Consider the following 24,505-nt stretch of genomic DNA (forward strand, 5'->3'; position numbering starts at 1 on the left):
CCGCCCGGCGCTGGACGGAGCGCCACTTCGCTCGGCGACCGTAGCAAGTGCTTTCACGGGATGGAAGTCGTTGCAGAGACGAGCGTGCCGAATTCGGTCGGGCTCCGGACGGTCCATTGACGACGATCGGCCGGCTGTCTATGTTGGCGGTCACTGCAAATGTTTTCAGCAAGTTTCACAAGGGTTTCAACTATCTTGCAGAGATGGTCGCGCCGGCGCGCCACGCCGAGACCGCGCGCCCGGCCCTATCCGAAGGGGACCACCATGCCGGGAACCACCCGCACCCGCCGATATCTCGATCGACTGCTCCGGCGCGGCATGCTCGCCGGCCCGCTCACCCTCGCGGTCATGAGCACCGCGGTCGCCGTCGGCACCCTGCCGTCTCCGGCCCAGGCCGCTCCACCGGGTGACCGGGATGTCACCGCCGTGCTGTTCGAGTGGAACTACCGGTCCGTGGCCCGGGAGTGCGTGGACACTCTGGGACCCGAGGGCTACGGGTTCGTCCAGGTGTCACCCCCGCACGAGCAGGTGCAGGGCGACCAGTGGTGGACGTCGTACCAGCCGGTGAGCTACAAGATCGGCGGAAACCGCCTGGGCGGCCAGGAGGACTTCCGGGCCATGGTGAGGGCCTGCGACGACGCGAAGGTCAAGGTCATCGTCGATGTGGTGATCAACCACATGACCTCCGGCGCCGGCGTGGGCACGGCCGGCACGCGCTACACGAAGTACCAGTACGACGGCGTCTACCAGGACCGGGACTTCCACGGCTGCCGCCGGCACATCGACGACTACCGGAACCGCTCCAAGATCCAGGAGTGCGAGCTCGGTGAGCGGGACGGGGACACCCTGTCCGATCTGAACACCGGCCGGGCCCACGTCCAGGACACCATCGTCGCGTACCTCGACCGGCTGCTCGCGATGGGCGTCGCCGGATTCCGGGTCGACGCCGTCAAGCACATCCCCGCCGATCACCTGGCGGCGATCCGCGGCAGGCTGAGCAACCCCGGCGCGTACTGGGTGCAGGAGGTCATCCACGGCGAAGGCGAGGCCGTCCAGCCCGCCGAGTACATCCGCACCGGCGACGTGCAGGAGTTCCGGTACGCCCGGGGCCTCAAGGAGGTCTTCGAGAAGCGGCGCCTGGACTGGCTGGAGAACTACGGCGCCGGCTGGAACTTCCTGCCCAGCGCCAACGCCGGCGTCTTCGTCGACAACCACGACACCGAACGCAACGGCCAGACCCTCAACTACAAGTACGGCTCCGACTACACCCTCGCCAACGTGTTCATGCTGGCCCACCCGTACGGGTCGCCGCACGTGCACTCCGGCTACGCGTTCTCCCAGTGGGGCGCGGGGCCACCCCGCAACGGCCAGGCCGACGGGTGTCTGCGCAACGACGGCTGGACGTGCCAGCACGCCTGGCGGCCGATCGCCAACATGGTCGCGTTCCGCAACGCCGCCGCCGGCACCGGCATCAACGACTGGTGGGACCGGGACAACAAGCAGATCGCCTTCGGCCGGGGCGACAAGGCGTTCGTCGCCATCAACGGTGAGGACGGACCGCTGCGCCAGACGTTCCAGACCGGCCTGCCCGCCGGCACCTACTGCGATGTCCAGCACGGGGACCTCACCGCGGACGGGCGCTGCACCGGGCCGGCGTACACCGTCGACACCCACCGCCGGGTGACCCTGCCGGTCGGCGCCAACGACGCCGTCGCCCTGCACGCCGGCGCCCGGGTGGACCGGCCGGCGGCCGGCACGGCCTTCGGCCTCCACGCCACCACCCGGTGGGGGCAGGACATCTTCGTGGTGGGCGACCACCCCGCTCTCGGCGGCTGGAACCCGGCCGCCGCCGTCCCGCTGGACGCCGCCGACCACCCGATGTGGCGCGGCACGGTCGCCCTCCCCGGCGGCACCCGGTTCGCCTACAAGTACCTCCGCAAGGAGGGCGGCACCGTGACGTGGGAGTCCGGACCCGACCGGACCGCGACCGTCCCGGCCTCCGGGGAACTCAGCCTGAACGACACCTGGCGCCCCTGACCGGCGGGGCTCGACGTCGATCGGAGCGCCCGGCGCCCGGCGGCCCGTGGCGGGCGCCGGGCGCCGGGCGCCGCTATCGTCTGATCTCGTGAGCAGGGTGACCGTGGTGGGCGCCGGAGTGATCGGCTTGAGCATCGCGCACGAACTGGCGGCGGCCGGGCACACGGTGCGGATCGTGGCCGCGCGGGAAGCCGCGGCCAGCGTGTCCGGGGTGGCCGCGGCGATCTGGTTCCCGCACGACGTCGACAGTTCCGCGCGGGTCCTCGACTCCGCGGCCGTCACCTACCGGCGGCTGGAGCGGCTGGCCGGCGATCCGCGCACCGGCGTCCACATGCGCCCCGGCACGGTGCTGTCGCGCCGCCGGAACCCGGACGTCTCGTGGACGAGGGCGGTGCCGCACACCGAACCGGCCGGGCCGGCCGGGCTGCCGGCCGGGGCCACCGGGGTGCGCTGCGTCGTGCCGCTGGTGGAGACCGGCGCCTACCTGGCGTGGCTGCGCGAGACGGTGCTGGCCGCGGGGGTGCGGATCCGGGCCGCCGAGGTGACCTCCCTGGCGGGGCTGTTGCGGGAGGACGACGGCGACGTGCTGGTCGTGGCCGCGGGCCTCCGCTCGGCGGCGCTGCTCGACGACGACGAGTGCTTCCCGATCCGCGGGCAGGTGGTGCGGCTGGCCAACCCCGGCCTGACCGAGTGGTTCACCGACGCCGACAATCCGGAGGGGCTGGCGTACGTCGTACCCCGCCGTCTCGATGTCGTGTGTGGTGGGACCGGTGAGATCGGGTCGTGGGACGAGCGGGTGGACCCGGAGATCGAGGCCGCGATCCTGCGGCGGGTCCGGGCGCTGGTTCCGGAGCTGACCGGGCAGCCGGTGCTGTCGCGGGCGGCCGGATTGCGGCCGGGCCGGTCGAGCGTGCGGCTGGAGGCCGTGCCGGGTTTCGACCGGCCGGTGTTCGCCTGTTATGGGCACGGCGGTGCCGGTTTCACCCTGTCATGGGGCGAAGCGGCACGGATCGCCGCCCTGGTCGGACCCGCCTGACGGGCCGGGCGGCAGGCGCGACGAGTCCTGGGGCACGTCACCCGGCGACAGGGTAGCGTGACGGAGTGACTACGGATGGTAGCGAAACGCACCCGACCAGGGAGGACCGGATCGTCGCCGAGTTCGGGGACGGTTACGACGTGGAACAGATAGCCGCGCGTTACGGCCTCTCCATCGCGGAGATCTATGCGGTGGTCGAGCGGGAGGTCGGCCCGATCGACTTCGACTACCCGGGTCCGCCGAGCCAGTACCCACCGTCTCCCACCACCTACGCGCGGCCGTCGCAGGCCTTCCAGGACCATGACGCCATCGTGGCCGAGTACGGCGCGGGACACGACGTCGAGGCGATCGCCCGCCGGCACCGCATCCGCGTCGAGCAGGTCTACGAGGTCGTCCAGCGGGTCGTGGAGGCCCACGGGCCGCCGTCCGGCCCCACGGGGTCGCGGTGACACGCCACCGGCCCGCCGCGATCAGCCACCGAGCAGCGCCGTGATGGTCAGCATCGCCGGCACGCAGCAGAGGGTGGACAGGAAGATGGCGTCCCGGATCAGCACCAGCCCGGTCCCGGCGCGCTGCGCGTACAGGTAGAGGTTCTGCGCGGCCGGCAGCGCGGCCAGGATCGTCACCGTGTAGGTGGTGTCGCGCGGCAGACCCAGCGCCCACGCCAGCAGGAACGCCACCAACGGCATGCCGGCGGTCTTCAACAGCACCGCCACGGCGGCCGGAAGCCGGTCCGGCCCGGGGGCCAGCACCCGGCGACCGGACAGGGACATCCCGAAAGCGATCAGCACGACGGGGACGGCGGCCTGGCCGATCGTGGTGACCGGCGCGGCGAGCACCTGCGGGAGCCGTACCCCGGTGATGTTGACCAGGGCGCCCGCGGCGACCGCGATGATCAAGGGGTTTCCGGCCGGCGCGAGAACGGCGGAACGCCAGGACACCGCGCCCGAGGTGGTCGCGTCCAGCAGCGTCAGCGCCATCGGCGTCAGGATCAGAAGCTGCAACAGCATGATGGGTACGACCAGCGAGGCGTCCCCCAGGATGTGGGTCGCGATGGGGATGCCGATGTAGTTGGCGTTGGTGTAGCCGCCGGCCAGGGCGCCGAGGATCCGGGTGCCCCGGTCGCGGCGGACGAAGAGCACCGCGAAGACGGCGAAGCAGACCACCGCCGCCATCGCCGACACCAGGAGCGGGCCACCGGCCAGCCGGCGCAGTTCGGCGTCGGCCGTGCCCTCGAACAACAGGCAGGGCGCCAGCGCGAGGTAGGTGACCCGTCCGAGCACGGCTTCGGTGTCACCGGGCAGCTTCCCCCAGCGGCGCAGCGCCCACCCGGACAGCACGATCGCCGCCAGGAGCGCGAAGCCGGTCAGTGCGTCGATCACGGCCGGCCGTCGGGGCCGGCCGCCGGGCCACGCGAGTCGATCAGGGCGGCGACGCCGTCCAGGATCCGGTCGAGGCCGAAGTCGAGCGCCTGATCCCGGCCCGCGGCGGTGGCGGCCGACGTCAGGGCGGCGGTCAGCGCGGGGAAACGGTCCTGGCGGCCGGCCAGCACGAGGCGTAACGCCGACTCCATGGCCCCCTCGGCACCACCACTCTCGGCGCTGCCCTCCCCGGCACTGGGCCCCTCGGTGCCGGATGCCGCGGACATCGCGGTGACCTGCTGGGCCAGGTTGCGGACGTGACCGGTGAGGATCACCGCCACGTCGAGGATCTCGCCGCCGTCCAGACCGGTTCCGTCCATCGCGGCGACCGCGCGCTCCAGCCAGGTCAGTTCGCGGGGACCGACGACCCGGGCGCCGACGGCGGCTTCCAGCGCCCACGGGTGGTGACAGAACCGGGCGTAGAGCGCCCTCGCCCAGGCATCGAGCGCCGCACGCCAGGAGGCGCCGGGCGGCGGGAACGGGGGCGCGCCGATCGCGGCGTCGAGCATCAGCGCGACCAGTTCGGCCTTGCCGGGCACATACCGGTACAGGGCCATTTTCGTCACGCCGAGGCGTTCGGCGAGCCGTTGCATCGTGACGGCGGACAGCCCGTCGGCGTCGGCCGCCTCGATGCCCGCGCCGGCGATGGCCTCCAGCGTCAGGGCCGGCCGGGGCCCGCGCCGGGGCGGGACGGCCGGTTCCCACAACAGCGCCATCAGATCCTGCATCGGGTTGCCTTCCGCTCGAAACTGTGTCCACAATACTCTGTATCCGTTGGACACAGTTTCGGAGGCGCCATGCTCGATCTTCGCGTTCTGATCAGCGGCGCCGGGGTCGCCGGTCCCGCCCTGGCGCTGCGCCTGGCTGAATACGGCGCCCAGGTCACCGTCGTGGAGGTCGCGCCCCGCCTGCGCGACAGCGGCTTCGCCGTGGACTTCCGCGGCCCGACCCACATGGCCGTGCTGCGGCGCCTCGGCGTCCTCGACGAGCTGCGCGCCCTGCAGACCCACGGCGGGGCGATGACCTGCGTGGACGCCAGCGACCGGGAGATCTTCACGCTGCCGCCCGCGTTCACCGGCGGCGAGCTTGAGGTCCATCGGCGCGACCTCTCGCGCGTTCTTCACGACCGCGGCGCCGACCGGGTCGAGTATCTGTTCGGCGACACCCTCACCGAGGCGCGCGACACCGGGACCGGCGTGCGGGTGCGGCTGCGCCATGCCGGCGAGCGCGCCTACGACCTCGTGGTCGGGGCGGACGGGATGCACTCGACGGTCCGGCGGCTGGCGTTCGGTCCGGAGGACGGCTTCGTCCGGCGACTCGGCTACCACATCGCGGGCTGGCGGCTCCCGAACACCTTCGGCGTCCCGGCCGGCAGCCGACAGTTCAACGTGCCCGGCCGGATGGCGAGCATCACCCCGGACCCGCACGACCCTTCCCGGGCCACCGCCCTGGTGGTGTTCCGCTCCGGCGGGCTGGAGATCGACTGGCACGACCAGGACGCGCAGAAGAAGATCGTCGCCCACGCCTTCGCCGGCCTGCCCTGGCACGTGCCGGCCCTGCTCGACACTCTCCCGGACGCCCCGGACCTCTACTTCGACGCCATCGCCCGGGTCCGCGCTCCGCAGTGGACCAGCGGCCGCGTCGCCCTGCTCGGCGACGCCGCCTGGGGCGCCACGCTGGGCGGCATGGGCGTGGGCACCGGCCTGGTGGGCGCGCACGTTCTCGCCGGGGAGCTCGCCCTCGCCCGGACCGATCCCCGCCGAGGGCTGGCCGCCTACGAACAGCGCATGCGGCGGTACGCGGGACGCTGGCAGAAGGGCACCAACGCCGGCCGCTTCCTGGCTCCCGCGACCCGGTGGGGCCTCGCCACCCGCAACCGGCTCTTCGCCACCGCGCTGATGCGCCGGATGCTCCTCAGCGGCACGAATCGCCTGGCCACCGACACCGCTCTCCCCGGCTACCCGTGACCACGAACAGCGCGCCCGGGAAATTTCGGTGGAGGGGTTGACGACCAGACCACCGCGTTGTATGTGTAGAGATAACTTGAGTCTATGAGACTCAACCTATCGGACCCATGAGGCTTTGGTGAGGAGCACCAAGGAGGAGATGACCATGCTTCTGCGTACCGACCCGTTCCGCGACCTCGACCGCGTGTTCGAGCAGTTCACCGGCACGAGCAGCCGGCCGGCGGTGATGCACGTCGACGCCGAGCGTGACGGTGACACCTTCTACGTGTACTTCGACCTCCCCGGCGTCGACCCCGACTCGATCGACCTGACCATCGAGCGCAACGTCCTGCAGGTCCGGGCCACCCGGCAGCGCTACACCAAGGACGAGGTCGAGACCGTGATCAGCGAGCGGCCGATGGGCGTGTTCAGCCGGCAGTTGTTCCTCGGCGACACCCTCGACACCGAGCACCTCGAGGCCACCTACGACAACGGCGTGCTGGCCCTGCGCATCCCGATCTCGGCGAAGGCCAAGCCGCGCAAGATCGCCATCGGGTCCGGCGACAGCGGGCCCCGGCAGATCTCGGCCTGACCCCACCCGGCGACCCCTCTCGGTCACCCTCCCACGGCGGCTCGGCAAAGTGCCGAGCCGCCATTGAATTGTTCAAAGATGATCTTGGATAGAGGCCTGACGTGGTGCTATTCAGGTCGCTGAAACGATCCATAACTTTACCGAGCGGAAACCATTGACGCCTTCGTCACATCGATGCAGACTTCGCTGGAAAGCGCTTTCCTGCTGGTGCCGTGATCCACGGGCCGGCCTTCGCGGTGAGCGCTTAGCTCTGGCCCGCTGATGTGAAGGAGGGGCGCGTGAGTGCCCTCGGCGAACTCCGGCGTCTCGGCGCCTCCCGGGCCGGGCAGGCGCACCAACGGGACAACAAGGCCGCCTTCCTGTTCCTGCTGCCCTGGTTCGCCGGCCTGCTGCTGATCACCGCCGGCCCGGTGGCGGCCTCGTTCGTGCTCGGCTTCACCGACTACAACCTGCTCCAGCCGCCGGAGTTCAACGGCCTGGAGAACATCCAGCGCATGCTCACCGACGAGCGGCTGCACCACTCGCTCGCCGTGACGTTCACGTACGTGCTGATCTCGGTGCCGTTGCAGCTCGCGGCGGCGCTGGGCCTGGCGATGCTGCTCGACCGGGGCTTGCGCGGCCTGGCGTTCTACCGGTCGGCGTTCTACCTGCCGTCCCTGCTCGGGTCGAGTGTCGCGATCGCCGTGCTGTGGCGTCAGATCTTCGGCGCCGAGGGCCTGTTCAACCAGCTCCTCGGCCTGTTCGGGGTGTCCGCCCGGGGCTGGATCTCCGATCCCGACACCGCGCTGTCGACGCTGATCGTGCTGAACGTGTGGACGTTCGGGGCGCCGATGGTGATCTTCCTGGCCGGGCTGCGGCAGATCCCGGTGATGTACTACGAGGCGGCCAGTGTGGACGGAGCCGGCCGGTGGACGCAGTTCCGCAAGATCACCCTGCCGCTGCTGTCCCCGATCATCTTCTTCAACCTGGTGCTGCAGATCATCCACGCGTTCCAGTCGTTCACGCAGGCCTTCGTGGTCTCCGGCGGCACCGGCGGCCCGTCCGACTCCACCATGTTCTACACGCTCTACCTCTATCAGCGTGGCTTCCACAACTTCGACATGGGCTACGCGTCCGCGCTGGCCTGGTTGTTGCTGATCATCATCGCCGCGTTCACCGCGGTCAATTTCTGGGCCGCCAAGCGATGGGTCTTCTACGATGACTGACCTCAGGGACCGGATCGTCCCGATCGACACGACCGACGATCCCCCGCCGCCCCGCCGGCCGGTGCCGGCGATGATCACCTCCCTGGCCAAGCACGCCGGGCTGATCGCGCTGGCCGTGGTGATGCTCTACCCGGTCATCTGGATGGTGGCCAGTTCGCTGCGACCCGACGACCAGATCTTCCGCTCCCCCGGCCTGGTCCTCGACAGCCTGGAGACGCGCAACTACGGCGAGGGCTGGTCGGCGCTCGCCTCGCCGTTCGGGCACTACCTGCTGAACTCGGCGATCGTGGTGCTGGGCTGCATCATCGGCAACCTGGTGTCGTGCTCGATGGCGGCCTACGCCTTCGCCCGGCTGGAGTTCTCCGGCAAGAAGGTGTGGTTCGGGCTGATGCTCGGCACGATCATGCTGCCGATCCACGTGATCATCGTGCCGCAGTACATCATCTTCTCGAACCTCGGCTGGGTGAACACGTTCCTGCCACTGATCGTGCCGAAACTGCTCGCCACCGACGCGTTCTTCGTCTTCCTGATGGTCCAGTTCATCCGCGGCCTGCCGCGCGAGCTGGACGAGGCGGCCCGCATCGACGGCGCCGGCCACCCACGGATCTTCCTCCAGGTCATCCTGCCGCTGATGCTGCCGGCCCTGGCCACCACCACGATCTTCACCTTCATCTGGACCTGGAACGACTTCTTCAGCCAGCTCATCTACCTGACCGACCCCGGCATGTACACCGTTCCGGTGGCGCTGCGGTCGTTCGTGGACGCCACGGTGTCGACGAGCTGGGGCTCCATGTTCGCGATGAGCGTGGTCTCCCTGCTGCCGATCTTCCTGGCCTTCCTCATCGGCCAGCGCTACCTGGTCAAGGGCATCGCCACCACCGGCATCAAATAACGAGGAGGAACTCATGGGATACAGCCGTAGAGAAGCTCTCACACTCGCCGCCGGAATCCTGGCCGGCGGTTCGCTCGCCGCCTGTGGCGGTGGCGGCGGTGACGCGGGCGGCGACATCTCCAAGGAGGCGGTGAAGCTCCGGTTCACCTGGTGGGGCTCGGACGCCCGACACAAGCGCACCCAGCAGGCCATCGACCTGTTCACCAAGAAGTACCCGAACATCACCGTCTCCGGCGAGTTCAAGGAGTGGAACGGGTACTGGGACAGCCTGGCCACCACCGTCGCCGCCAACGACGCCCCGGACATCATCCAGATGGACGAGCTCTACCTGGCCTCCTACGCCGAACGCGGCGCCCTGCTCGACCTCGGCGCCGCGACCAAGCACCTCAAGACCGACGGCATCGACCCGGCGGCGCTGGACACCGGCAAGGTCGACGGCAAGCAGTACGCCATCCCGACCGGTGTCGCCGCCTACGCGATCGTCGCCAACACCACCATCCTCGACCAATACAAGATCCCGCTGCCCGACGACGCCACCTGGACCTGGGACGACCTCAAGCGCATCGGCGCGGACGTCTCCAAGGCCAGCGGCGGCAAGGTCACCGGCGTGCAGTCGTGGGGCTTCGACACCGGCGGCCTCAACATCTGGGCCCGGCAGGCCGGCGCCACGCTCTACGACGCCGCCGGCAAGGTCGCCATCCCGCCCGCCGTGCTGGCCGGCTTCTGGCAGTACCTGCTCGACCTCGCCAAGCAGGGCATCGCACCGGCCCCGTCGGTGACCGTCGAACGGGCCGGAGCGCCACTGGACCAGTCCGGCACCGCGACCAACACGTCCGCGTTCGGCGCCTGGTGGACCAACCAGCTCCCCTCCCTGTCGACCGCCAGCGGCCAGAGCCTCAAGCTGCTCAGGCTGCCCGGCAACGGACAGCCCGCCGCCGCGCAGAGCCCGTACTACAAGCCGTCGATGTTCTGGTCGGTGTCGTCGCGGTCCCGGCAGCCCGCCGAGGCGGCGCTGTTCGTCGACTTCCTGCTGAACACCACCGAGGCCGGCGACGTCCTGCAGACCGACCGGGGCGTGCCGTCCAACAGCACGGTGCGGGCCGCGGTCGTGCCGAAACTGGCCGCGAACGACAAGGCCGCCGCCGATTACGTCAGCGCTCTGAAGGTCGGCGCGGCGCCGCGGGTCACCCCGAACGGCGCCAGCAGTGTCGAGGCCATCCTCAAGCGGCACTCCGAGGAGGTCCTCTTCGAGCGGCAGACGCCGCAGAAGGCCGCCGAATCCTTCATCGCCGAGCTGCAGAAGGAGATCGACGCGGCCTGACGGCCTCGGACCAGGCGCATGTGGTACGCCCACCGACATCCCCTCGGAGGAACGAGCATGGGTTCCCGTACCGGAAAATGGTTGACGGCCTGCACCGCGGCCGTCGTGCTGGCCGCCGCCCTCCCCGCGTCCCCCGCGGCGGCCGGGTCGCGCGGGCCGCGGCTGGAGTACCTGGATCGCGGCCTCGTCGCCGCCGCGACCAGCGAAGGCGTCTTCCTGAGCTGGCGGCTGCTGGCGAGCGAGGCCACCGGATCGTCGGCGACCGGCCTGACCGGCGCCGACTTCCACGTCCACCGCGACGGCAAGCGGATCGCGACCGTCACCGACAGCACCAACTTCCTCGACACCGGCGGCGCCACCACGTCGAGGTACCGGGTGACCCCGGTCAAGGGTGGCCGTGCGGCGAGTGCGACGCCCTGGGCGGCCGGTCACACGGAGCTGCCGCTGCAGAAGCCCGCCGACGGACCGGACCACACCTACTCCGCCAACGACATGAGCGTCGGCGACGTGGACGGTGACGGCCGGTACGAGTACATCGTCAAGTGGGACCCGTCGAACTCCAAGGACGTGTCCCAGGTCGGGTACACCGGCCGGGTCTACGTCGACACCTACCGCGCCGACGGGACGCTGCTGCACCGCATCGACCTGGGCGTGAACATCCGGGCCGGAGCGCACTACACGCAGTTCCTGGTCTACGACTTCGACGGCGACGGCCGCTCGGAGATGATGATGAAGACCGCGCCCGGCACGAAGACGATCCGTGACGGCCGCGAGCGCTTCATCACGACCCCGGGTCACTCGCCGGCCGAGGACTACCGGCTCAGCGCCGCCGGTTATCACCAGCACGTCGTCGACATGTTCCTGGGCTGGCACGAGCATCCCGAGGTGGTGGCCGGGCGCTGGCCGGCCACGCTGGAGCAGGCGTTCGGCATCGAGCCGCGGTACCGGTACCCGCTCAGCCGCGCCGACGCCGCAGCGCTGACCGACCACTTCATGGACGTGTACGCGCCGTCGCGCAGCGCCCGCAACAACCTGCGCGCGTTCGAGGGTTTCATCGTCGACGGCCCCGAGTATCTGACCGTCTTCGACGGCGCGACCGGCCGGGAGCTGCAGACGATTCCCTACAAGCCGGGACGCCACGACGACGGCCTGATGTGGGGCGACTACGCGATGCCCCGGATCGAGCCGGGCAACCGGGTCGACCGGTTCCTGTCCGGCGTGGCCTACCTCGACGGCAGACACCCGTCCGCGGTCTTCGCCCGCGGCTACTACACCCGCTCCACGGTGGTCGCCTACCGCTGGAACGGGCGCAGGCTGGTCGAGGACTGGTTCGTCGACAGCGGCTGGACGCCGATGACGAACCCGTTCAACGACTCCCCGCACGGCCGGGACGGCGCCTCGCCCGAGTTCGGCACGCTGGCGACGCAGGGTTTCCACTCGCTCAGCGCCGCCGACGTGGACGGCGACGGCAAGCACGAGATCGTCTACGGGTCGGCCACCATCGACGACGACGGCAGCCTGCTCTACTCCTCCTTCGATGCGCTGCCGTCCGGCGAGCGGGCCCGCCTCGGCCATGGTGACGCCATGCATGTGACCGATATCGATCCCGACCGGCGCGGCCTGGAGATCTTCACCGTGCACGAGGGCGCGACGTCCGCTCCCTACGGCATGGCGATGCGTGACGCCGCGTCCGGCGAGGTCCTCTTCGGCACCTACTCCGGGCGCGACACCGGCCGCGGCATGATCGGCGACGTGCTCCCGGGCACCCGTGGCATCGAGTCGTGGGCGAGCATGCCCGGCGGCAGCGAGGCGCTCGGCCTGCACAGCGCCACAGGCCAGGTCCTCACCGACACCATCCCGGGTACGAACCAGAGCATCCGCTGGGCCGCCGACCTCACCACCGGGATCGTCAACGGCGCGCAGGACGTGACGCCCACGATCGACGACGGGAACCGGGGACGGCTGCTCACCGCCGAGGGCACCCGCGCCAACAACGGCACCAAGGGCAACCCGGGTCTGGTCGCCGACGTGCTCGGCGACTGGCGTGAGGAGCTGCTGGTACGCACGGCCGACAGCTCCGCGATCCGGATCTTCCTGAGCACCGAGGTGACGAACCACAAGCTGTACACGCTGATGCACGACCCGCAGTACCGCGCCGAGGTGGCGCGCCAGCAGACGACTTACAACCAGCCGTCCTATCCGGGCTTCTATCTGGCCTCCGACACCGACTGGTCCCGCGTCCCGCTACCCGGGCGCCGCTGAGCCGCGGCGCCGGATCAGGAAGCGGTCGCGAATCAGGATCGGTGGCCTCTCAGGAGCAGTGGCGCGAGAGCGGCGCCAGCCATCCGGTCAGGGTCTGGCCCATCGCCCTGTCGGCGTCCTCGGCCGTCTTGATCCCGGCGAAGAACTTCGCGTCGGCCGACGTGGCGCGCATCTGGTCGGCGGCCCGCTTGCCGTCGGCACGGATCTCGGCGTCCGTGCTCGCCTCGGTGGCGGCCTGGACGGCGGCCGCGAAGTCCGCCAGGGCCCGCTGTGCCGGTTCGGTCGCCTTGCCGTCGGCGACCACACCGGACAGTGCCTGGGCGAACGGGGCCATGTGCTTTCCGTACGCCCGCGCGAGCGCCTCGCAGGCGGCCGCGGTCGCCGGGTCCGCGGGAGGCGGGGCGCTCACCGTCGTGGTGACGCCGGTGGTGCCCGATCCGGCGCCACAGGCGCCGGCGGCCAGCAGGACACCCGCGGCGAGAAGGGCAGGAATGGCGCGGCGCATGGAACACCTCCGGGTTCGGTGGAGCGCGACAGGACCCTACGGGAGCGCTCCCAATCCGATGCAGCACCATACGTCGGCCAGTGGCGGATGTCGATATCCCCGCGCCGGCCGGGCTGGACGGCGCTCCGGCCGGGACCGGCGGCGCGCTAGGCTGCCTCGTCCGGTACCGCGATCCTCGGAGTGGCTCGACATGTCCCTCTACAGCACCCAGCGCCTGCACGCCCTCCGCATGATCGTCACCGGGGGTGGCACCGGCGGGCACACCTACCCCGCGCTGACCACGGTCAACGCCCTGCAGGCCCGGCTCGCCGCGACCGGCACCACACCCGAGCTGCTGTGGGTCGGCGTCGCCGACGGCCTCGAGGCCACGATCGCGACCCGCAACGACATCCCGTTCCGGGCGGTCACCACCGGCAAGCTCCGCCGCTCCCCCAATCCGCGCGAGCTGGCCCGCAACGTCGTCGACGCGTTCCGCATCCCGCTCGGCATTCTGCAGGCCGCCCTCACCGTGGCCCGCACCCGGCCGGCCGTCGTTCTCAGCACCGGCGGATTCGTCTCCGTCCCGATCGGGCTCGCCGCGGCGCTGTTCCGCGTGCCGTACCTGCTGCACGAGCAGACCCTCAGCCTGGGCCTGGCCAACCGCATCCTCGCCCGCGTCGCCACCCGCATCCTGCTCAGCCACGAGGCATCGCTCGATCACCTGCCGCCCAAGGCCCGCCGCCGCGCGGTCGTCACCGGCAACCCCATCCGGCCCGCGGTCCTGCGGGGCGACGCCACGAAAGGCCTGGCCGCGTACGGCCTCGACCCCGCCGTGCCACTCGTGCTCGTCACCGGCGGCGCCGCCGGCGCTCAGCAGATCAACCGGATGCTCGCCGGCGCCCTGCCCGGACTCCTGCCGCACTGCCAGGTCGTCCACCAGTGCGGCAGCCTCAGCCTCGCCGAGATGCAGGAGGTGGCCGGCGGCCTGCCCGCGCACCTCGCGCACCGCTACCGCGTCGTCGACTTCATCCACGACGAACTGCCCGACCTGCTCGCCGCGGCCGCCGTCGTCGTCGCCCGCAGCGGAGCCGGCACCGTCGCCGAACTGACCGCCCTCGGCAAGGCCTGCGTCCTGGTCCCCTACCCGCACGCCGCCGGCGACGAGCAGCGCATCACCGCCCGCCACCTCGCCCGGCACGACGCCGCCATCATGCTCGACGGAGACCAGGCCACCCCCGACCACCTGCGCGACAACCTCACCAGCCTGCTGGCGGACCCGGACCGCCGTGCCGCGCTCGCCCGGGCGGCCGCCACCCACGGCCGGCCCACCGCCGCCGACCAGGTCGTCACCGAGATCCTCACGGCCGCGGCCAAGGGCACCGCATGAGCTGACGCGGCGCCCGTCGCGGGCGTCGATCATCACCGACGGTAAAGATGCGGGTTCTGGGTATGAGACGAGTGTGGAGGACATTCGTGTGCCGTTGGAGCATGGCACCCCCGCGTCGTCGACCCGCCGGATAGCGGAACGGGCGCTGCGCCGCTGGGGGCTGACAGCGCACGAGGACGATGTGCTGCTGGTGACGACGGAACTCGTCCAGAACGTCACCAAGCACACCGACGACGGCGGCGAGTTCCGGATGTCGGTCACCGATGACGCCATCCTGATCGAGGTCACCGACACGAACCCGGCGCCGCCGCGCGTACGGGAGATCAGGCAGCACCGGGCCGGTGGGCGGGGCATGCTGCTGATCTCGTCGGTGGCCCGGCGATGGGGTAGCCGCCCGGCGGTCTGGGCCGGCCGGACCGGCAAGATCGTTTGGGCGGAACTGGTCAGACGTTGGCCGCGGTGACGCCGCGACGCCGGCTCCGCACATCTCACGGGAGGCGGTGATGGCCGCACCGATGCGGGTGGTGCAGCGCCTGTTGGGCCTGCGGCACCTCGACGAGCTTCCCGCCGCCCTGGTCAGCTCGGCGCCCCTGCTCGGCGCGGTCGAGGTCGCCGTGCTGCTCGCCGACTACGAGCAACTCGCCCTTTGGCCTTTCACCCGCGGCGATGCCCGGGCCGCCAGCTCCGTCGCGATCGACGGCACCGCCGCCGGCCGGGCCTACGCCTCGGCACGACCGGTGCGGGAGACCGGCGACGCCGGCGTCCTGCTCTGGCTGCCGCTGTCGCAGGGCGCGCACCGGCTCGGGGTGCTGCGAGTGACGCTCAGGGCGGACCCCGGCGACGAGTCGCTGCGGGCGCTGAGCGTGATCGCGGCCCTGGTCGCCGAGCTGATCTGCGGCCGCCGCCTCTACGGTGACGCCGTGGAGCACACCCGGCGCCGGCTTCCCATGCAACTGGCCGCGGAGATCATCTGGAACCAGTTGCCCCCGTTGAGTCTCGCCACCGGCGACACCGTCATCACCGCCGTCCTGGAGCCGTCCTACGACGTCGGCGGCGACACCTTCGACTACGCCGCGAACGGCGCCACCGTCCACGTCGCCCTGTTCGACACCGTCGGGCACGGCATCGCCGCCAGCGCCCTGGCCACGCTGGCCCTCAACACCTATCGCAACGCCCGCCGGTGCGGCCTGAGCCTGACCGACACCTACCGCAGCATCGACAAATGGGTACGCGCCCACCATCACGGCGCGTTCGTCACCGCCGTGCTCGCCGAACTCGACACCACGACCGGACTGTACCGGCGCATCTGCGCCGGGCACCCCGCCGAGCTCCTGCTGCGCGGGGGCACGCCCCTGCCACCCCTGCCGGGACCCACCGCGCTGCCGCTGGGCCTCGCCCACATGCGGGCCGAGCCACCGCGCGTCACCCAGCACCTCCTGGAGCCCGGGGACACGTTGCTGCTCTACACCGACGGCATCACCGAGTCACGCTCGGCCGACGGCGAACTGTTCGGGTTGGACCGGCTGTCCGCGTTCGTCACCGCCGCCCTGGCCCGGCGGACTCCCCCGGCCGAGATCATGCGCCGGCTCATCCAGACCATCGTCAGCTACGAGGCCGGCGAGTTGCACGACGACGCCACAGCCGCGCTGCTCCAGTGGCATCCGGCGCCGACGCCGTGACCGTTCGGGCACCGGCCAGTTAGACGGACGGCCGAGCCCGGAGGGCGGACGCCGGCGATCTTCACGGGCGTGCCGCGCTCGCTCACGATCTAGGGCACGCACACTGTCGTCATCAACACCGGAATGGGAGAGATTGTTGGCTGCTGGAACAACGCTCGCTCGCCTGGCGGACGAGTTCGTCGCGGCCATGCGTGAGCATGGCCTGCACATTGACCGTCCGGCCGTGGAGCAGGAGATGCGAGAGCGGATCGCCGCGATCGCCGATCGGCTCCGGCTCGACCCGCAGACGGTCCTGCGTGATCATGTACGCGACGGCTGGGGCCGGCAGATGTCCGCGGCGGTGATCCAGCAGATCCACGGTGAGCGCCTGCTCGACGCCGACATGCCACCGGGGGCCTCACCCACGGCGCGCTGATCACCGGGCCCGTATCGGTAAACATTTTTATCGACCGCTTTTGATGGGTCGTAGCCGCTGAGCAGCGGTTACGGCCCATCGTCGATTTAAGGAAGTTTAAGGCCCGGACATCTTTACATTTACTGTTAACAGTCCTAAAGATTGATGCATCCCACCGGGCATGCAGACAAGGACGGCGATGAAGCGCTCCAGATCGGTAATCCTCGCTACGGTCACGGCGCTGGCCGCCGCCGGCACGGCGACCTACTTCGCGGGCAACGCGTCGGCGGCGACGGCCTGCGCCAGTGGGTGGAGCGCGTCGGCGGTCTACGTCAAGGGCGATGTGGCCTCGCAGAACGGCCACAACTACACCGCGAAGTGGTGGACCCAGAACGAGTCGCCGACGGCCAACAGCAGTCAGTGGGCCGTCTGGGCCGCCAACGGCGCCTGCGAGGGCGGCGCCACGCCCTCGGCGTCACCCAGCACCTCACCGTCGACGTCGCCGAGTTCGTCGCCGAGTTCCTCGCCCAGCACCTCACCCTCGACGCCACCGAACACCGGTCCGCTGCCGAAGCACTTCCTCACCGGCTACTGGCAGAACTTCGACAACGGGGCCGCACCGCTCAGGCTGGCCGCCGTCCCGGACACCTACGACCTGATCGCCGTCGCCTTCGCGGACGCCACCGCGACCCAGGGCGCGGTCACCTTCAACCTCGACCCGGGCCTGGCCACCGCGGTCGGCGGCTACACCGACGCCCAGTTCAAGGCGGACATCGCCACCCTGCACTCGCGCGGCAAGAAGGTGATCATCTCGGTCGGCGGCGAGAAGGGCACCGTCGCCGTCAACAGCGCGGCCGCGGCCACCGCGTTCGCCGACTCCGTCCACTCGCTGATCCAGAACTACGGTTTCGACGGCGTCGACATCGACCTGGAGAACGGGCTCAACCCCACCTACATGGCCAGCGCGCTGCGGAGCCTACGGGCCAAGACCGGCAGCAATCTGATCATCACCATGGCGCCGCAGACGATCGACATGCAGAACCCGCAGTCGTCGTACTTCAAGCTCGCGCTCGACATCAAGGACATCCTCACCGTCGTCTTCACCCAGTACTACAACTCCGGCGCGATGCTGGGCTGCGACAACAACGCGGCGTACGGCCAGGGCACCATCAACTTCCTGACCGCGCTCGCCTGCATCCCCCTGCAGAACGGGCTACGCCCGGACCAGATCGCGCTGGGCCTGCCGTCGAGCACCCGCGCCGCCGGTGGCGGATACGTCGCCCCGTCGGTGGTCAACGCCGCCCTGGACTGCCTGGCCAAGGGCACCAATTGCGGCACGTTCAAGCCGCCGGCCACGTACCCGGGCATCCGCGGCGCGATGACCTGGTCGATCAACTGGGACGTGACCAACGGCAACGGCTGGGCCGGCACGATCGACCCGCACCTCGCCACCCTCCCCTGATCCGCTCTCACCCCTATCCGGGAGCATCCCCGTGAAACTCAGCAGGAAGATCGCCCTCGTGGTGACGGTCGCGGCGGTCGGCACCGCCGCCGCGGTCCTCCCCACCGCCACCTCCAACGCGGCCGTGGCGTGCGCCCCGGCGTGGAGCGCGTCCACGGTCTACGTCAAGGACAACACGGCCTCGCAGAACGGCCACAACTACACCGCCAAGTGGTGGACCCAGAACGAGTCGCCGGCGGCCAACAGCAGCCAGTGGGCCGTCTGGGCCGACAACGGCGCCTGCGGGGGCCCCGCACCGACCACCCCGCCGCCCACCGGACCGACACCCCCGGCCGGTGGCCGGATGGCCGCGGCGCCGTACATCTACCCGGGCTGGGGCAACCCGCCCGCCCCGGCCACCGTCGTGAACGCGACCGGCATCAAGGCCTTCACCATCGCCTTCGTGCTGGCCAGCAACGGCTGCAACCCGGCCTGGGACGGGGCGTCCGGCCTCACCGGCGGGGTGCACGCCAGCACCATCGCGGCGATCCGGGCGGCCGGCGCCGACGTGGTCCCGTCGATCGGCGGCTGGAGCGGCAACAAGCTCGGCCCGAACTGCGCCACGCCCGAGGCGCTCGCCGGGGCGTACCAGAAGGTGATCGACACCTTCCGGCTCACGTCGATCGACATCGACATCGAGAACACCGACGAGTTCGAGAACCACGTGGTGGCCGACCGGATCGTGGACGCGCTGAAGATCGTCAAGCAGCGCAACCCGGGCGTGACGACCATCCTCACCTTCGGCACCACCCCGACCGGCCCGAACGCGCACGGTGTCCGGCTGGTCCAGCAGGCCAGGGCGAAGAACGCGAACATCGACATCTTCACGCAGATGCCGTTCGACTTCGGCGGCCACGCCGACATGTACGCGGCCAACGTCGGCGCCACCGAGGGCCTGAAGAACCTGCTGAAGTCGACGTTCGGCTACACCGACGCCCAGGCGTACGCCCGGATCGGCATCTCCGGCATGAACGGTCTCTCCGACCAGCAGGAACTGACCACTGTAGAGACCTGGACCCGGATCCGGGACTACGCCAGGAGCAAGGGCCTGGCCCGCTTCGCCTTCTGGGCGGTCAACCGGGACCGTGGCTGCGCCGGCGGCGGCGTGGTCAGCCACTGCTCCGGGATCGCCCAGCCCGACTGGGCGTTCACCAGGGTGAGCGCCGGCTTCTGAGGTCACCGCACACGCGCGGCCGTCCCCCGGGACGGCCGCGCGTCGCTGTTCCCCGGCCGGGGTCTGGTGGCTCCAGTCCCCGCGCCGGCGCCTGCTGATCAGTCGCAGAACGCCTCGTCGACGAGCGTCTGCATCGCCTGCCGGAACGGCCCGGCCTGGGTCATCGCGACGTCGTCGACATAGGTCAGTGAGGCGGTCAGGGTCCGGCCGCCGTCGGGGGTGCTGTACATCATCGTCGCGTAGCCCTGGACACCGCCGTTGTGGGTGACGACGGTGGCGCCACAGGCCGGCAGCGGGAACGGCGAGTCCGTGGTGCCGTCCTGCACGAACAGACCCAGGCCGTAGCCCGCCACCGGGTGTGGAGCGCGCATCTCGGCCAGCAGCGGGGCCGGCAGGAGCCGCCCGCTCATCAGCGCGGAGATGAACGTGTGCAGATCCCGGGTGGTCGAGATCATGTCACCGCCGGCGGAGATCCACGACGGGTTCTGGCGGGTCACGTCGACCGTCCTCGGCTGGCCGGCCTCCTCGTAGCGGTAGTAGGCGTGGGCGTGCGGCCCGGGGATCTCCGGCGAGACGCCCGGCGCCACGGTGCCCCGCAACCCGAGCGGCCGCACGATCCGCCGCTGCAGCTCCACGGCGAACGAGTGGCCGGTGACCTTCTCGATCAGCAGTCTGGCCAGCACGTAGTTGGTGTTGGAGTAGCCCCAGTCGGTCCCCGGCGCGAACCGTAGCGGCTTGGACAGCGACAGCCGTACCAGATCCTCCGGCTGGTAGGTCGTGAACCGGTTCTCCACCCATTCCTTGCCGGACCAGGTGATGCCCGGCTCGAACGTCCCGTCGTAGAAGTCGCCGGTGAAGGCGAACACGCCGCTGGTGTGCTGCAGCAGCATCCGCAGCGTGATCCGCCGGTCCAGCCCGAATCCGGGCAGGTGGGCGGCCACCGGTTCGTCCAGCCCGAGCCGGCCCTCGGCCACCAGTTGCAGCGCCACGGTCGCGACGAAGGTCTTGGTGCTGCTGCCCACCCGGAACCGCCCGTTCAACGGCGGCCTCGCGGGCTCGCCCAGCCGGCGCGCCCCGGCACTGCCGGCCCATCCGCCCCGCTCATCGTGCACGCGCACCTGCGCTCCGACGAAACCGGAGTCGACGATCTCCTGGAGGGCCTGGCGCAGCTCCGGCCGGTCCGGCCCGGCGGCGGCGTGCGCGGGGGTGGCCGGCCCGGACAGGAGGGCGACCGCCAGGGCCGCCGCCCCCGCCCGCCGCAGGAGTCGCGGCATCCGTACGCCGCCGTTGGCAATGATCTTCTTCGGGAACGCCGTGATCGCTGATCTCGTCATGGGAACCACGATCATCGGCCGCTCTGACACCGGGCGGTCACCGCGCTGACACCGCTCCTGACACGACGGCGCGCCGTTTCGTCACGCTGTCGGGAGAGGACCCGTGTCATCGCCGGCTTCTGACGATAAGCGTACGGAGATATTATCGGTGGCGAATCTCGTCGCGGCTCAAAAAGTCGGGTTTGCGGTCATCAATGGCGTCCTGGGCTCACCGCGCCGCGGGAGATCGATGTTGCGGGAGATCGATGCCGTAGGGCACCGTGACGATGCGATCGACGTGGCGCTTCTGGCCCCGGGAACTCGTGTGTCTTCGAGGATGAGATCGACATGAGAGAACCAGATACCTCTCCCACCGCGTTACGGCCGGCAGCGCCGGGTGTGCCGGCTCGCCGGCGGGCGGGGGTGCGCCGTGGATAACAGCTATCTCGCCGAGGAATCGGATCGGCTTATGATCCGCAACGACTTCGATGCCGGTGTGACCGAGGTGTCGGTGCACGGCACCTGGAACGCCGAGCTGCGGGCGCTGACGGCGCCGAACCTGCGGGCCTGCCTCGCCGAGACCCCACGGGCGGTGCTCGTCGACCTGAGCGGCCTGGTGGATCCGGCCGGGGAGTCGGTCCAGACCTGGCGCACCGCCGCCCGTTTCGCCGCCACCCGCCGGCCGGTCAGTCAGCTGGTGGTGTGCGCCGCGCCGGAGCCGGTGCGGCAACGTCTCGACGGCACGAACCTGCGCAGCGCCGACAGCGTCGGCGACGCCCGCGCCGCCGCGAAGACGCCACCATGGACGAACCGGCGTCAGCTGCACCTGCCGTGCGATCTCGGCGCGGCCGCGCTGGCACGCGACCTGGTCGCCGACGCCTGCCACGACTGGCGGATGGCCCAGATGATCATCCCGGCCCGGCTGATCGTCTCCGAACTGGTCGCCAACGCCGTCGAGCACGCCGACACCGACCTCGTGGCCGCGGTCTCGCTGCGCGGGCCGGTGCTGCACCTGGCGGTGCGCGACTACGCCATGCGGATGCCCCGGCTGATCGAACACGATCCGGAGCGGCTCGCCACCATGATCGAGCAACGCGGCGCCGGGCTGCGCCTGGTCGGGCGCGTGTCAACCGGCTGGGGCGCTCTGCCCGGGACCGTCGGCAAAATCGTCTGGTCCACCTTTGATCATTGTCCAGGAGACGACCTGTCATGACCCGAGCCGGTGATCGGCCACGCGAGCCACGGCCGGCCGCGATCACATTGAGCGCACACCATCAGGACAGCACACTGGTCATCGACCTCGCCGGTGATCTCGCAGCCGACACCGCGCCGGGGCTCGACCTGCTCAGCGCGGCTCTGACCAGAGCCACCCGGCACGTCGTCGTGGACACCTCCGGCGTCGACTTCGTCGACGGGGCGGGGTTACGCACGTTGCTCCGTGCCCGGCACGTCTGCGCCGGGCACGGCATCGACTTCGTCCTGCGCCACCCCGGCCCGCATCTACAGTGGCTGATGGACATCACCGGCACCACCGAGCTGCTGCTGCTCCCCGGCCCGGCCGACCCCCCGGCTGACGAACAGCGATCGGGCGGCCCTGCCGGCAGCCGGTCGCGGCCCACGGGCGCAGCCGGCCCGCACACCGCTGAGGAACGTGAACGGCTCCTCGACGAACGCGAACACACCGCGGCCGACCGTGAGTTTCTCGCCGACGAACGCGAGAAACTGCTCGACGAACGCGAGCACCGGGTCACCGCCCATCAGGAGTGGGAGGACATCCGCGAGGACCTCGCCAACCAACGTGAGCAAGACCTTGAGCAGCGGGAACGCCGCCTCGGCCGGGACCCGCGCGACCCGGGCCCCTGACGCGCGGCCCAGCGCACGCCGGCGACAGCGCGCCACCGGCTCACCGGACTGCCGGCAGGTGGTTTAGCCACCGCGCCCGGGGAAATCCTTCCGGCACCTTCAGCAGCGAGGGAATTCCACGGCGGACGACCAATGGAGTTCCTCATGAAGCCCGATTTCGCACCGGACGCCGCCGCTACCAGGAACCGTCTGGCCCTGACCGTCGCCGCTGACAGCACGAGTGTCGTGCGGATCGCCGTCACCGGTGACATCGACGCGATGAGCGCGGATCAGATGCACAAGTCCGTCATCGACGCGTTGCGCCGTCATCGCCCGATGAGGATCGATGTGGACATGCGCGCCGTCACCTTCCTTGATTCGGCCGGCATCAGATGTCTGCTCGTGTGCCGCCACGACTGCTCGAAGATGGAGTGCGGGTTCGTCCTGCTGGACCCTCAGCCCATGGCGCGGCAGGTACTGCGGGTGACCGCTCTCGAGGAACACTTCGGGCTGGCCCCCTCGGCGGGCTGACCGCCGTCACCATCCAGTGCCGGCGGGTGACGGCCGGAGTCAGGGGCGGGCGTGAGCGCCGCCGAGGTCACGCCACCAGCGGCGTCGTCGCGGCGCCGGCGCCGGCGTCTCGCCGGGCACCACGCCCAGGGTGAGGCTGACGCGGGCCCCACCCCACTCGTTACGGCCCACGGACAGCACTCCCCCGGTGTCGGCGGCGAGCCGCTGGGCGATGTCCAGTCCCAGCCCGGTGGAGTTGGCGTCGCTGGCGCCACGGGCCAGGGCGGCCTCCGGGTCGGCGAACCCGGGGCCGGCGTCGTCGACGGTGACGGTCGCGGACTCGGCGGCCCGCTCGACGGTCACCCGGCAGGCCGCGTCCTCGCCGGTGTGGTGGAAGACGTTGCCGAGGAGCACGTCCAGCGCCTCGGTGACCCTCGACCAGGCGGCCGGCACGGTGATCCCGTCCGGTGGCGGGCCGGCGTGCCAGGGCCGGCCCTGGTCCTCGGCCAGCGCACCCCAGAACGCGGTACGCTCCGCGACCACGGCCCCGAGATCGCAGTGCAGGCGGGGCCGGGCGGCCAGCGGCCGGCTGGCCTCGCTGATCACCGCGCTGATCTCGTGCTCCAGCCGGTCCACCACGTGCAGCTGGCGGGCCCGGTCGTCACCGGCGGGCAGGGCCTCGGCGTTGAGGCGCAGCGCGGTCAGCGGCACCCGCAAGCGGTGGGACAGGTTCGCGGCCAGGGCCCGTTCCTTGGCGAGCAACTCCAGGAAGCGGTCGGCCAGCAGATTCAGGGCGGCGCCGACCTCTTCGATCTCGCGCGGGCCGCTGGGGCGCACCCGAGCGTGCAGTTGCCCTCCGCCGAGGCTCGTCGCGGTGCGTGCCAGGTCGCGGGTCGCACGGACGACCCGGGCGGCCAGCCGGTCGGCGAGGAACATGCAGAGGCCGACGAGGACGAGGGCCTCGCACACGAGGACCAGCACCGCGGTGCCGACGCCGGCGCGCAGTGAGGTGGCCGGGACGAAGACCTCGATGACCGCGATCAGACCCTGCGGCAACGCGACCGGGCGCAGATAGACCCGCCCGCCGTCGACGCTGACGGTGCCGGCGGTCTCGCCCTGCCGCACTCCGGCGACCGCGCTGGAGGGCACCCGGGTGACCCCGACAGTGCCGAGAGTGGGCAGGTGGGCGGCGAGCTCGCCGTGCTGGCCGGCCCGGGTGCTCATGATCGAGTTGAGGACCAGGTCGCGGTCGGTGGCGACCACCACCACGGCGGAGAGCCCGAGGGCCTGTCGTTCGGCCTCCCGCATGGCACGGTCCTGCACGGCGCTGTGCACGAGCAGCGCGAGGGGGATGACGAACGCCAGCGCCACCAGGGTGGTGACGGCGAGGGCGACCAAAACGTAGCTGCGTCTCATGGGATCGCCGACCATAGCCGTACCGGGCGTGGGGCCCCCCAGGGGGGGGGGCCCCCCGGCGCGAGTACAACACGTGAGGGGCCCGGGGGGCCG

Annotated in this window: 23 protein-coding genes; 18 read left to right on the forward strand and 5 right to left on the reverse strand. The window is 70.9% G+C overall.

Annotated features, from left to right (window positions below):
- Window positions 1-264: 264 nt before the first annotated feature.
- The 3 genes from QLQ12_RS10055 (at window position 265) to QLQ12_RS10065 (ending at window position 3,522) form a co-directional block, all read left to right on the forward strand.
- Complete coding sequence (locus tag QLQ12_RS10055; RefSeq protein ID WP_282758864.1) at window positions 265-2,037, forward strand: carbohydrate-binding module family 20 domain-containing protein; 1,773 nt, start codon at window positions 265-267, stop codon at window positions 2,035-2,037.
- 88 nt (window positions 2,038-2,125) lie between these two features.
- The gene (locus QLQ12_RS10060; protein WP_282758865.1) at window positions 2,126-3,073 is read left to right on the forward strand and encodes an FAD-dependent oxidoreductase; all 948 of its coding nucleotides are present in this window, start codon (window positions 2,126-2,128) and stop codon (window positions 3,071-3,073) included.
- Between the two features lie 65 nt (window positions 3,074-3,138).
- Window positions 3,139-3,522, forward strand: coding sequence for a COG3415 family protein (locus QLQ12_RS10065; RefSeq protein WP_282758866.1), 384 nt, complete (start codon window positions 3,139-3,141; stop codon window positions 3,520-3,522).
- A gap of 21 nt (window positions 3,523-3,543) precedes the next feature.
- Here QLQ12_RS10065 and QLQ12_RS10070 read toward each other — a convergent pair whose 3' ends face one another.
- Together QLQ12_RS10070 and QLQ12_RS10075 are read right to left on the reverse strand one after the other, a co-directional pair.
- On the reverse strand, window positions 3,544-4,455 hold the full coding sequence (locus QLQ12_RS10070) for an AEC family transporter (protein WP_282758868.1): 912 nt from the start codon (window positions 4,453-4,455) through the stop codon (window positions 3,544-3,546).
- Entirely contained in the window at window positions 4,452-5,222 is a 771-nt protein-coding gene (locus QLQ12_RS10075; protein WP_282758870.1) for a TetR/AcrR family transcriptional regulator, read from the reverse strand. The genes QLQ12_RS10070 and QLQ12_RS10075 overlap by 4 nt, the downstream gene beginning before the upstream one ends.
- Window positions 5,223-5,291: 69 nt before the next feature.
- Between QLQ12_RS10075 and QLQ12_RS10080 the strand changes: the two genes are divergently transcribed.
- The 6 genes from QLQ12_RS10080 (at window position 5,292) to QLQ12_RS10105 (ending at window position 12,712) form a co-directional block, all read left to right on the forward strand.
- Window positions 5,292-6,461 (forward strand): FAD-dependent monooxygenase, encoded by a 1,170-nt coding sequence (locus tag QLQ12_RS10080; protein ID WP_282758872.1) that lies wholly within the window; start codon window positions 5,292-5,294, stop codon window positions 6,459-6,461.
- A gap of 145 nt (window positions 6,462-6,606) precedes the next feature.
- Complete coding sequence (locus QLQ12_RS10085; RefSeq protein ID WP_282758953.1) at window positions 6,607-7,032, forward strand: Hsp20/alpha crystallin family protein; 426 nt, start codon at window positions 6,607-6,609, stop codon at window positions 7,030-7,032.
- A 278-nt stretch (window positions 7,033-7,310) separates the two neighbouring features.
- Window positions 7,311-8,237, forward strand: a complete 927-nt coding sequence (locus tag QLQ12_RS10090) for a carbohydrate ABC transporter permease (protein WP_282758874.1) — start codon at window positions 7,311-7,313, stop codon at window positions 8,235-8,237.
- On the forward strand, window positions 8,230-9,129 hold the full coding sequence (locus QLQ12_RS10095) for a carbohydrate ABC transporter permease (RefSeq protein ID WP_282758876.1): 900 nt from the start codon (window positions 8,230-8,232) through the stop codon (window positions 9,127-9,129). The genes QLQ12_RS10090 and QLQ12_RS10095 overlap by 8 nt, the downstream gene beginning before the upstream one ends.
- Window positions 9,130-9,142: 13 nt before the next feature.
- Complete coding sequence (locus QLQ12_RS10100) at window positions 9,143-10,450, forward strand: ABC transporter substrate-binding protein (protein WP_282758877.1); 1,308 nt, start codon at window positions 9,143-9,145, stop codon at window positions 10,448-10,450.
- 57 nt (window positions 10,451-10,507) lie between these two features.
- Window positions 10,508-12,712: a rhamnogalacturonan lyase gene (locus QLQ12_RS10105; RefSeq protein WP_282758878.1), complete on the forward strand. Its 2,205-nt coding sequence runs from the start codon at window positions 10,508-10,510 to the stop codon at window positions 12,710-12,712.
- Window positions 12,713-12,761: 49 nt separating this feature from the next.
- Here the strand turns inward: QLQ12_RS10105 and QLQ12_RS10110 are convergent, their stop codons facing one another.
- A complete protein-coding gene (locus tag QLQ12_RS10110) occupies window positions 12,762-13,217 on the reverse strand; it encodes a hypothetical protein (RefSeq protein ID WP_282758879.1) in 456 nt (151 codons plus the stop codon).
- A gap of 190 nt (window positions 13,218-13,407) precedes the next feature.
- Here QLQ12_RS10110 and QLQ12_RS10115 point away from each other — a divergent pair, with 190 nt between their 5' ends.
- The 6 genes from QLQ12_RS10115 to QLQ12_RS10140 all read left to right on the forward strand — a co-directional run bounded on the left by QLQ12_RS10115 (window position 13,408) and on the right by QLQ12_RS10140 (window position 19,331).
- Window positions 13,408-14,583 carry a UDP-N-acetylglucosamine--N-acetylmuramyl-(pentapeptide) pyrophosphoryl-undecaprenol N-acetylglucosamine transferase gene (locus QLQ12_RS10115; protein WP_282758880.1) on the forward strand — a complete coding sequence of 392 codons (1,176 nt, stop codon included), beginning with the start codon at window positions 13,408-13,410 and terminating at the stop codon, window positions 14,581-14,583.
- Between the two features lie 73 nt (window positions 14,584-14,656).
- On the forward strand, window positions 14,657-15,046 hold the full coding sequence (locus QLQ12_RS10120) for an ATP-binding protein (RefSeq protein ID WP_282758881.1): 390 nt from the start codon (window positions 14,657-14,659) through the stop codon (window positions 15,044-15,046).
- A 40-nt stretch (window positions 15,047-15,086) separates the two neighbouring features.
- On the forward strand, window positions 15,087-16,262 hold the full coding sequence (locus QLQ12_RS10125) for a PP2C family protein-serine/threonine phosphatase (RefSeq protein WP_282758882.1): 1,176 nt from the start codon (window positions 15,087-15,089) through the stop codon (window positions 16,260-16,262).
- A 136-nt stretch (window positions 16,263-16,398) separates the two neighbouring features.
- On the forward strand, window positions 16,399-16,677 hold the full coding sequence (locus QLQ12_RS10130) for a chorismate mutase family protein (protein WP_282758883.1): 279 nt from the start codon (window positions 16,399-16,401) through the stop codon (window positions 16,675-16,677).
- Between the two features lie 178 nt (window positions 16,678-16,855).
- Window positions 16,856-18,118 carry a chitinase gene (locus QLQ12_RS10135; RefSeq protein ID WP_282758885.1) on the forward strand — a complete coding sequence of 421 codons (1,263 nt, stop codon included), beginning with the start codon at window positions 16,856-16,858 and terminating at the stop codon, window positions 18,116-18,118.
- A gap of 31 nt (window positions 18,119-18,149) precedes the next feature.
- Entirely contained in the window at window positions 18,150-19,331 is a 1,182-nt protein-coding gene (locus QLQ12_RS10140) for a carbohydrate-binding protein (RefSeq protein WP_282758887.1), read from the forward strand.
- Window positions 19,332-19,429: 98 nt separating this feature from the next.
- On the opposite strand, the gene QLQ12_RS10145 is transcribed toward QLQ12_RS10140, so the two are convergent.
- Window positions 19,430-20,665 carry a serine hydrolase domain-containing protein gene (locus QLQ12_RS10145; RefSeq protein ID WP_282758889.1) on the reverse strand — a complete coding sequence of 412 codons (1,236 nt, stop codon included), beginning with the start codon at window positions 20,663-20,665 and terminating at the stop codon, window positions 19,430-19,432.
- A 448-nt stretch (window positions 20,666-21,113) separates the two neighbouring features.
- Between QLQ12_RS10145 and QLQ12_RS10150 the strand changes: the two genes are divergently transcribed.
- The 3 genes from QLQ12_RS10150 to QLQ12_RS10160 all read left to right on the forward strand — a co-directional run bounded on the left by QLQ12_RS10150 (window position 21,114) and on the right by QLQ12_RS10160 (window position 23,017).
- Window positions 21,114-21,857: an ATP-binding protein gene (locus tag QLQ12_RS10150; RefSeq protein ID WP_282758891.1), complete on the forward strand. Its 744-nt coding sequence runs from the start codon at window positions 21,114-21,116 to the stop codon at window positions 21,855-21,857.
- Window positions 21,854-22,507 (forward strand): STAS domain-containing protein, encoded by a 654-nt coding sequence (locus tag QLQ12_RS10155; protein WP_282758893.1) that lies wholly within the window; start codon window positions 21,854-21,856, stop codon window positions 22,505-22,507. The genes QLQ12_RS10150 and QLQ12_RS10155 overlap by 4 nt, the downstream gene beginning before the upstream one ends.
- Window positions 22,508-22,651: 144 nt before the next feature.
- Window positions 22,652-23,017: an STAS domain-containing protein gene (locus QLQ12_RS10160; RefSeq protein WP_282758895.1), complete on the forward strand. Its 366-nt coding sequence runs from the start codon at window positions 22,652-22,654 to the stop codon at window positions 23,015-23,017.
- 39 nt (window positions 23,018-23,056) lie between these two features.
- Here QLQ12_RS10160 and QLQ12_RS10165 read toward each other — a convergent pair whose 3' ends face one another.
- Window positions 23,057-24,412, reverse strand: a complete 1,356-nt coding sequence (locus tag QLQ12_RS10165) for a sensor histidine kinase (RefSeq protein WP_282758896.1) — start codon at window positions 24,410-24,412, stop codon at window positions 23,057-23,059.
- Window positions 24,413-24,505 lie beyond the last annotated feature (93 nt).

Origin of the sequence: Actinoplanes sandaracinus, assembly GCF_030009775.1 — a bacterium.
GTDB classification, from domain to species: Bacteria; Actinomycetota; Actinomycetes; order Mycobacteriales; family Micromonosporaceae; genus Actinoplanes; species Actinoplanes sandaracinus.

Bases quoted from the DNA above. Each gene is read 5' to 3' on its own strand.
- QLQ12_RS10110 (WP_282758879.1), bottom strand. From the start codon at position 13,217: ATGCGCCGCGCCATTCCTGCCCTTCTCGCCGCGGGTGTCCTGCTGGCC.
- QLQ12_RS10080 (WP_282758872.1), top strand. From the start codon at position 5,292: ATGCTCGATCTTCGCGTTCTGATCAGCGGCGCCGGGGTCGCCGGTCCC.
- QLQ12_RS10100 (WP_282758877.1), top strand. From the start codon at position 9,143: ATGGGATACAGCCGTAGAGAAGCTCTCACACTCGCCGCCGGAATCCTG.
- QLQ12_RS10145 (WP_282758889.1), bottom strand. From the start codon at position 20,665: ATGACGAGATCAGCGATCACGGCGTTCCCGAAGAAGATCATTGCCAAC.
- QLQ12_RS10095 (WP_282758876.1), top strand. From the start codon at position 8,230: ATGACTGACCTCAGGGACCGGATCGTCCCGATCGACACGACCGACGAT.
- QLQ12_RS10125 (WP_282758882.1), top strand. From the start codon at position 15,087: ATGGCCGCACCGATGCGGGTGGTGCAGCGCCTGTTGGGCCTGCGGCAC.
- QLQ12_RS10085 (WP_282758953.1), top strand. From the start codon at position 6,607: ATGCTTCTGCGTACCGACCCGTTCCGCGACCTCGACCGCGTGTTCGAG.
- QLQ12_RS10135 (WP_282758885.1), top strand. From the start codon at position 16,856: ATGAAGCGCTCCAGATCGGTAATCCTCGCTACGGTCACGGCGCTGGCC.
- QLQ12_RS10055 (WP_282758864.1), top strand. From the start codon at position 265: ATGCCGGGAACCACCCGCACCCGCCGATATCTCGATCGACTGCTCCGG.
- QLQ12_RS10115 (WP_282758880.1), top strand. From the start codon at position 13,408: ATGTCCCTCTACAGCACCCAGCGCCTGCACGCCCTCCGCATGATCGTC.
- QLQ12_RS10155 (WP_282758893.1), top strand. From the start codon at position 21,854: ATGACCCGAGCCGGTGATCGGCCACGCGAGCCACGGCCGGCCGCGATC.
- QLQ12_RS10165 (WP_282758896.1), bottom strand. From the start codon at position 24,412: ATGAGACGCAGCTACGTTTTGGTCGCCCTCGCCGTCACCACCCTGGTG.
- QLQ12_RS10160 (WP_282758895.1), top strand. From the start codon at position 22,652: ATGAAGCCCGATTTCGCACCGGACGCCGCCGCTACCAGGAACCGTCTG.
- QLQ12_RS10075 (WP_282758870.1), bottom strand. From the start codon at position 5,222: ATGCAGGATCTGATGGCGCTGTTGTGGGAACCGGCCGTCCCGCCCCGG.
- QLQ12_RS10150 (WP_282758891.1), top strand. From the start codon at position 21,114: ATGATCCGCAACGACTTCGATGCCGGTGTGACCGAGGTGTCGGTGCAC.
- QLQ12_RS10105 (WP_282758878.1), top strand. From the start codon at position 10,508: ATGGGTTCCCGTACCGGAAAATGGTTGACGGCCTGCACCGCGGCCGTC.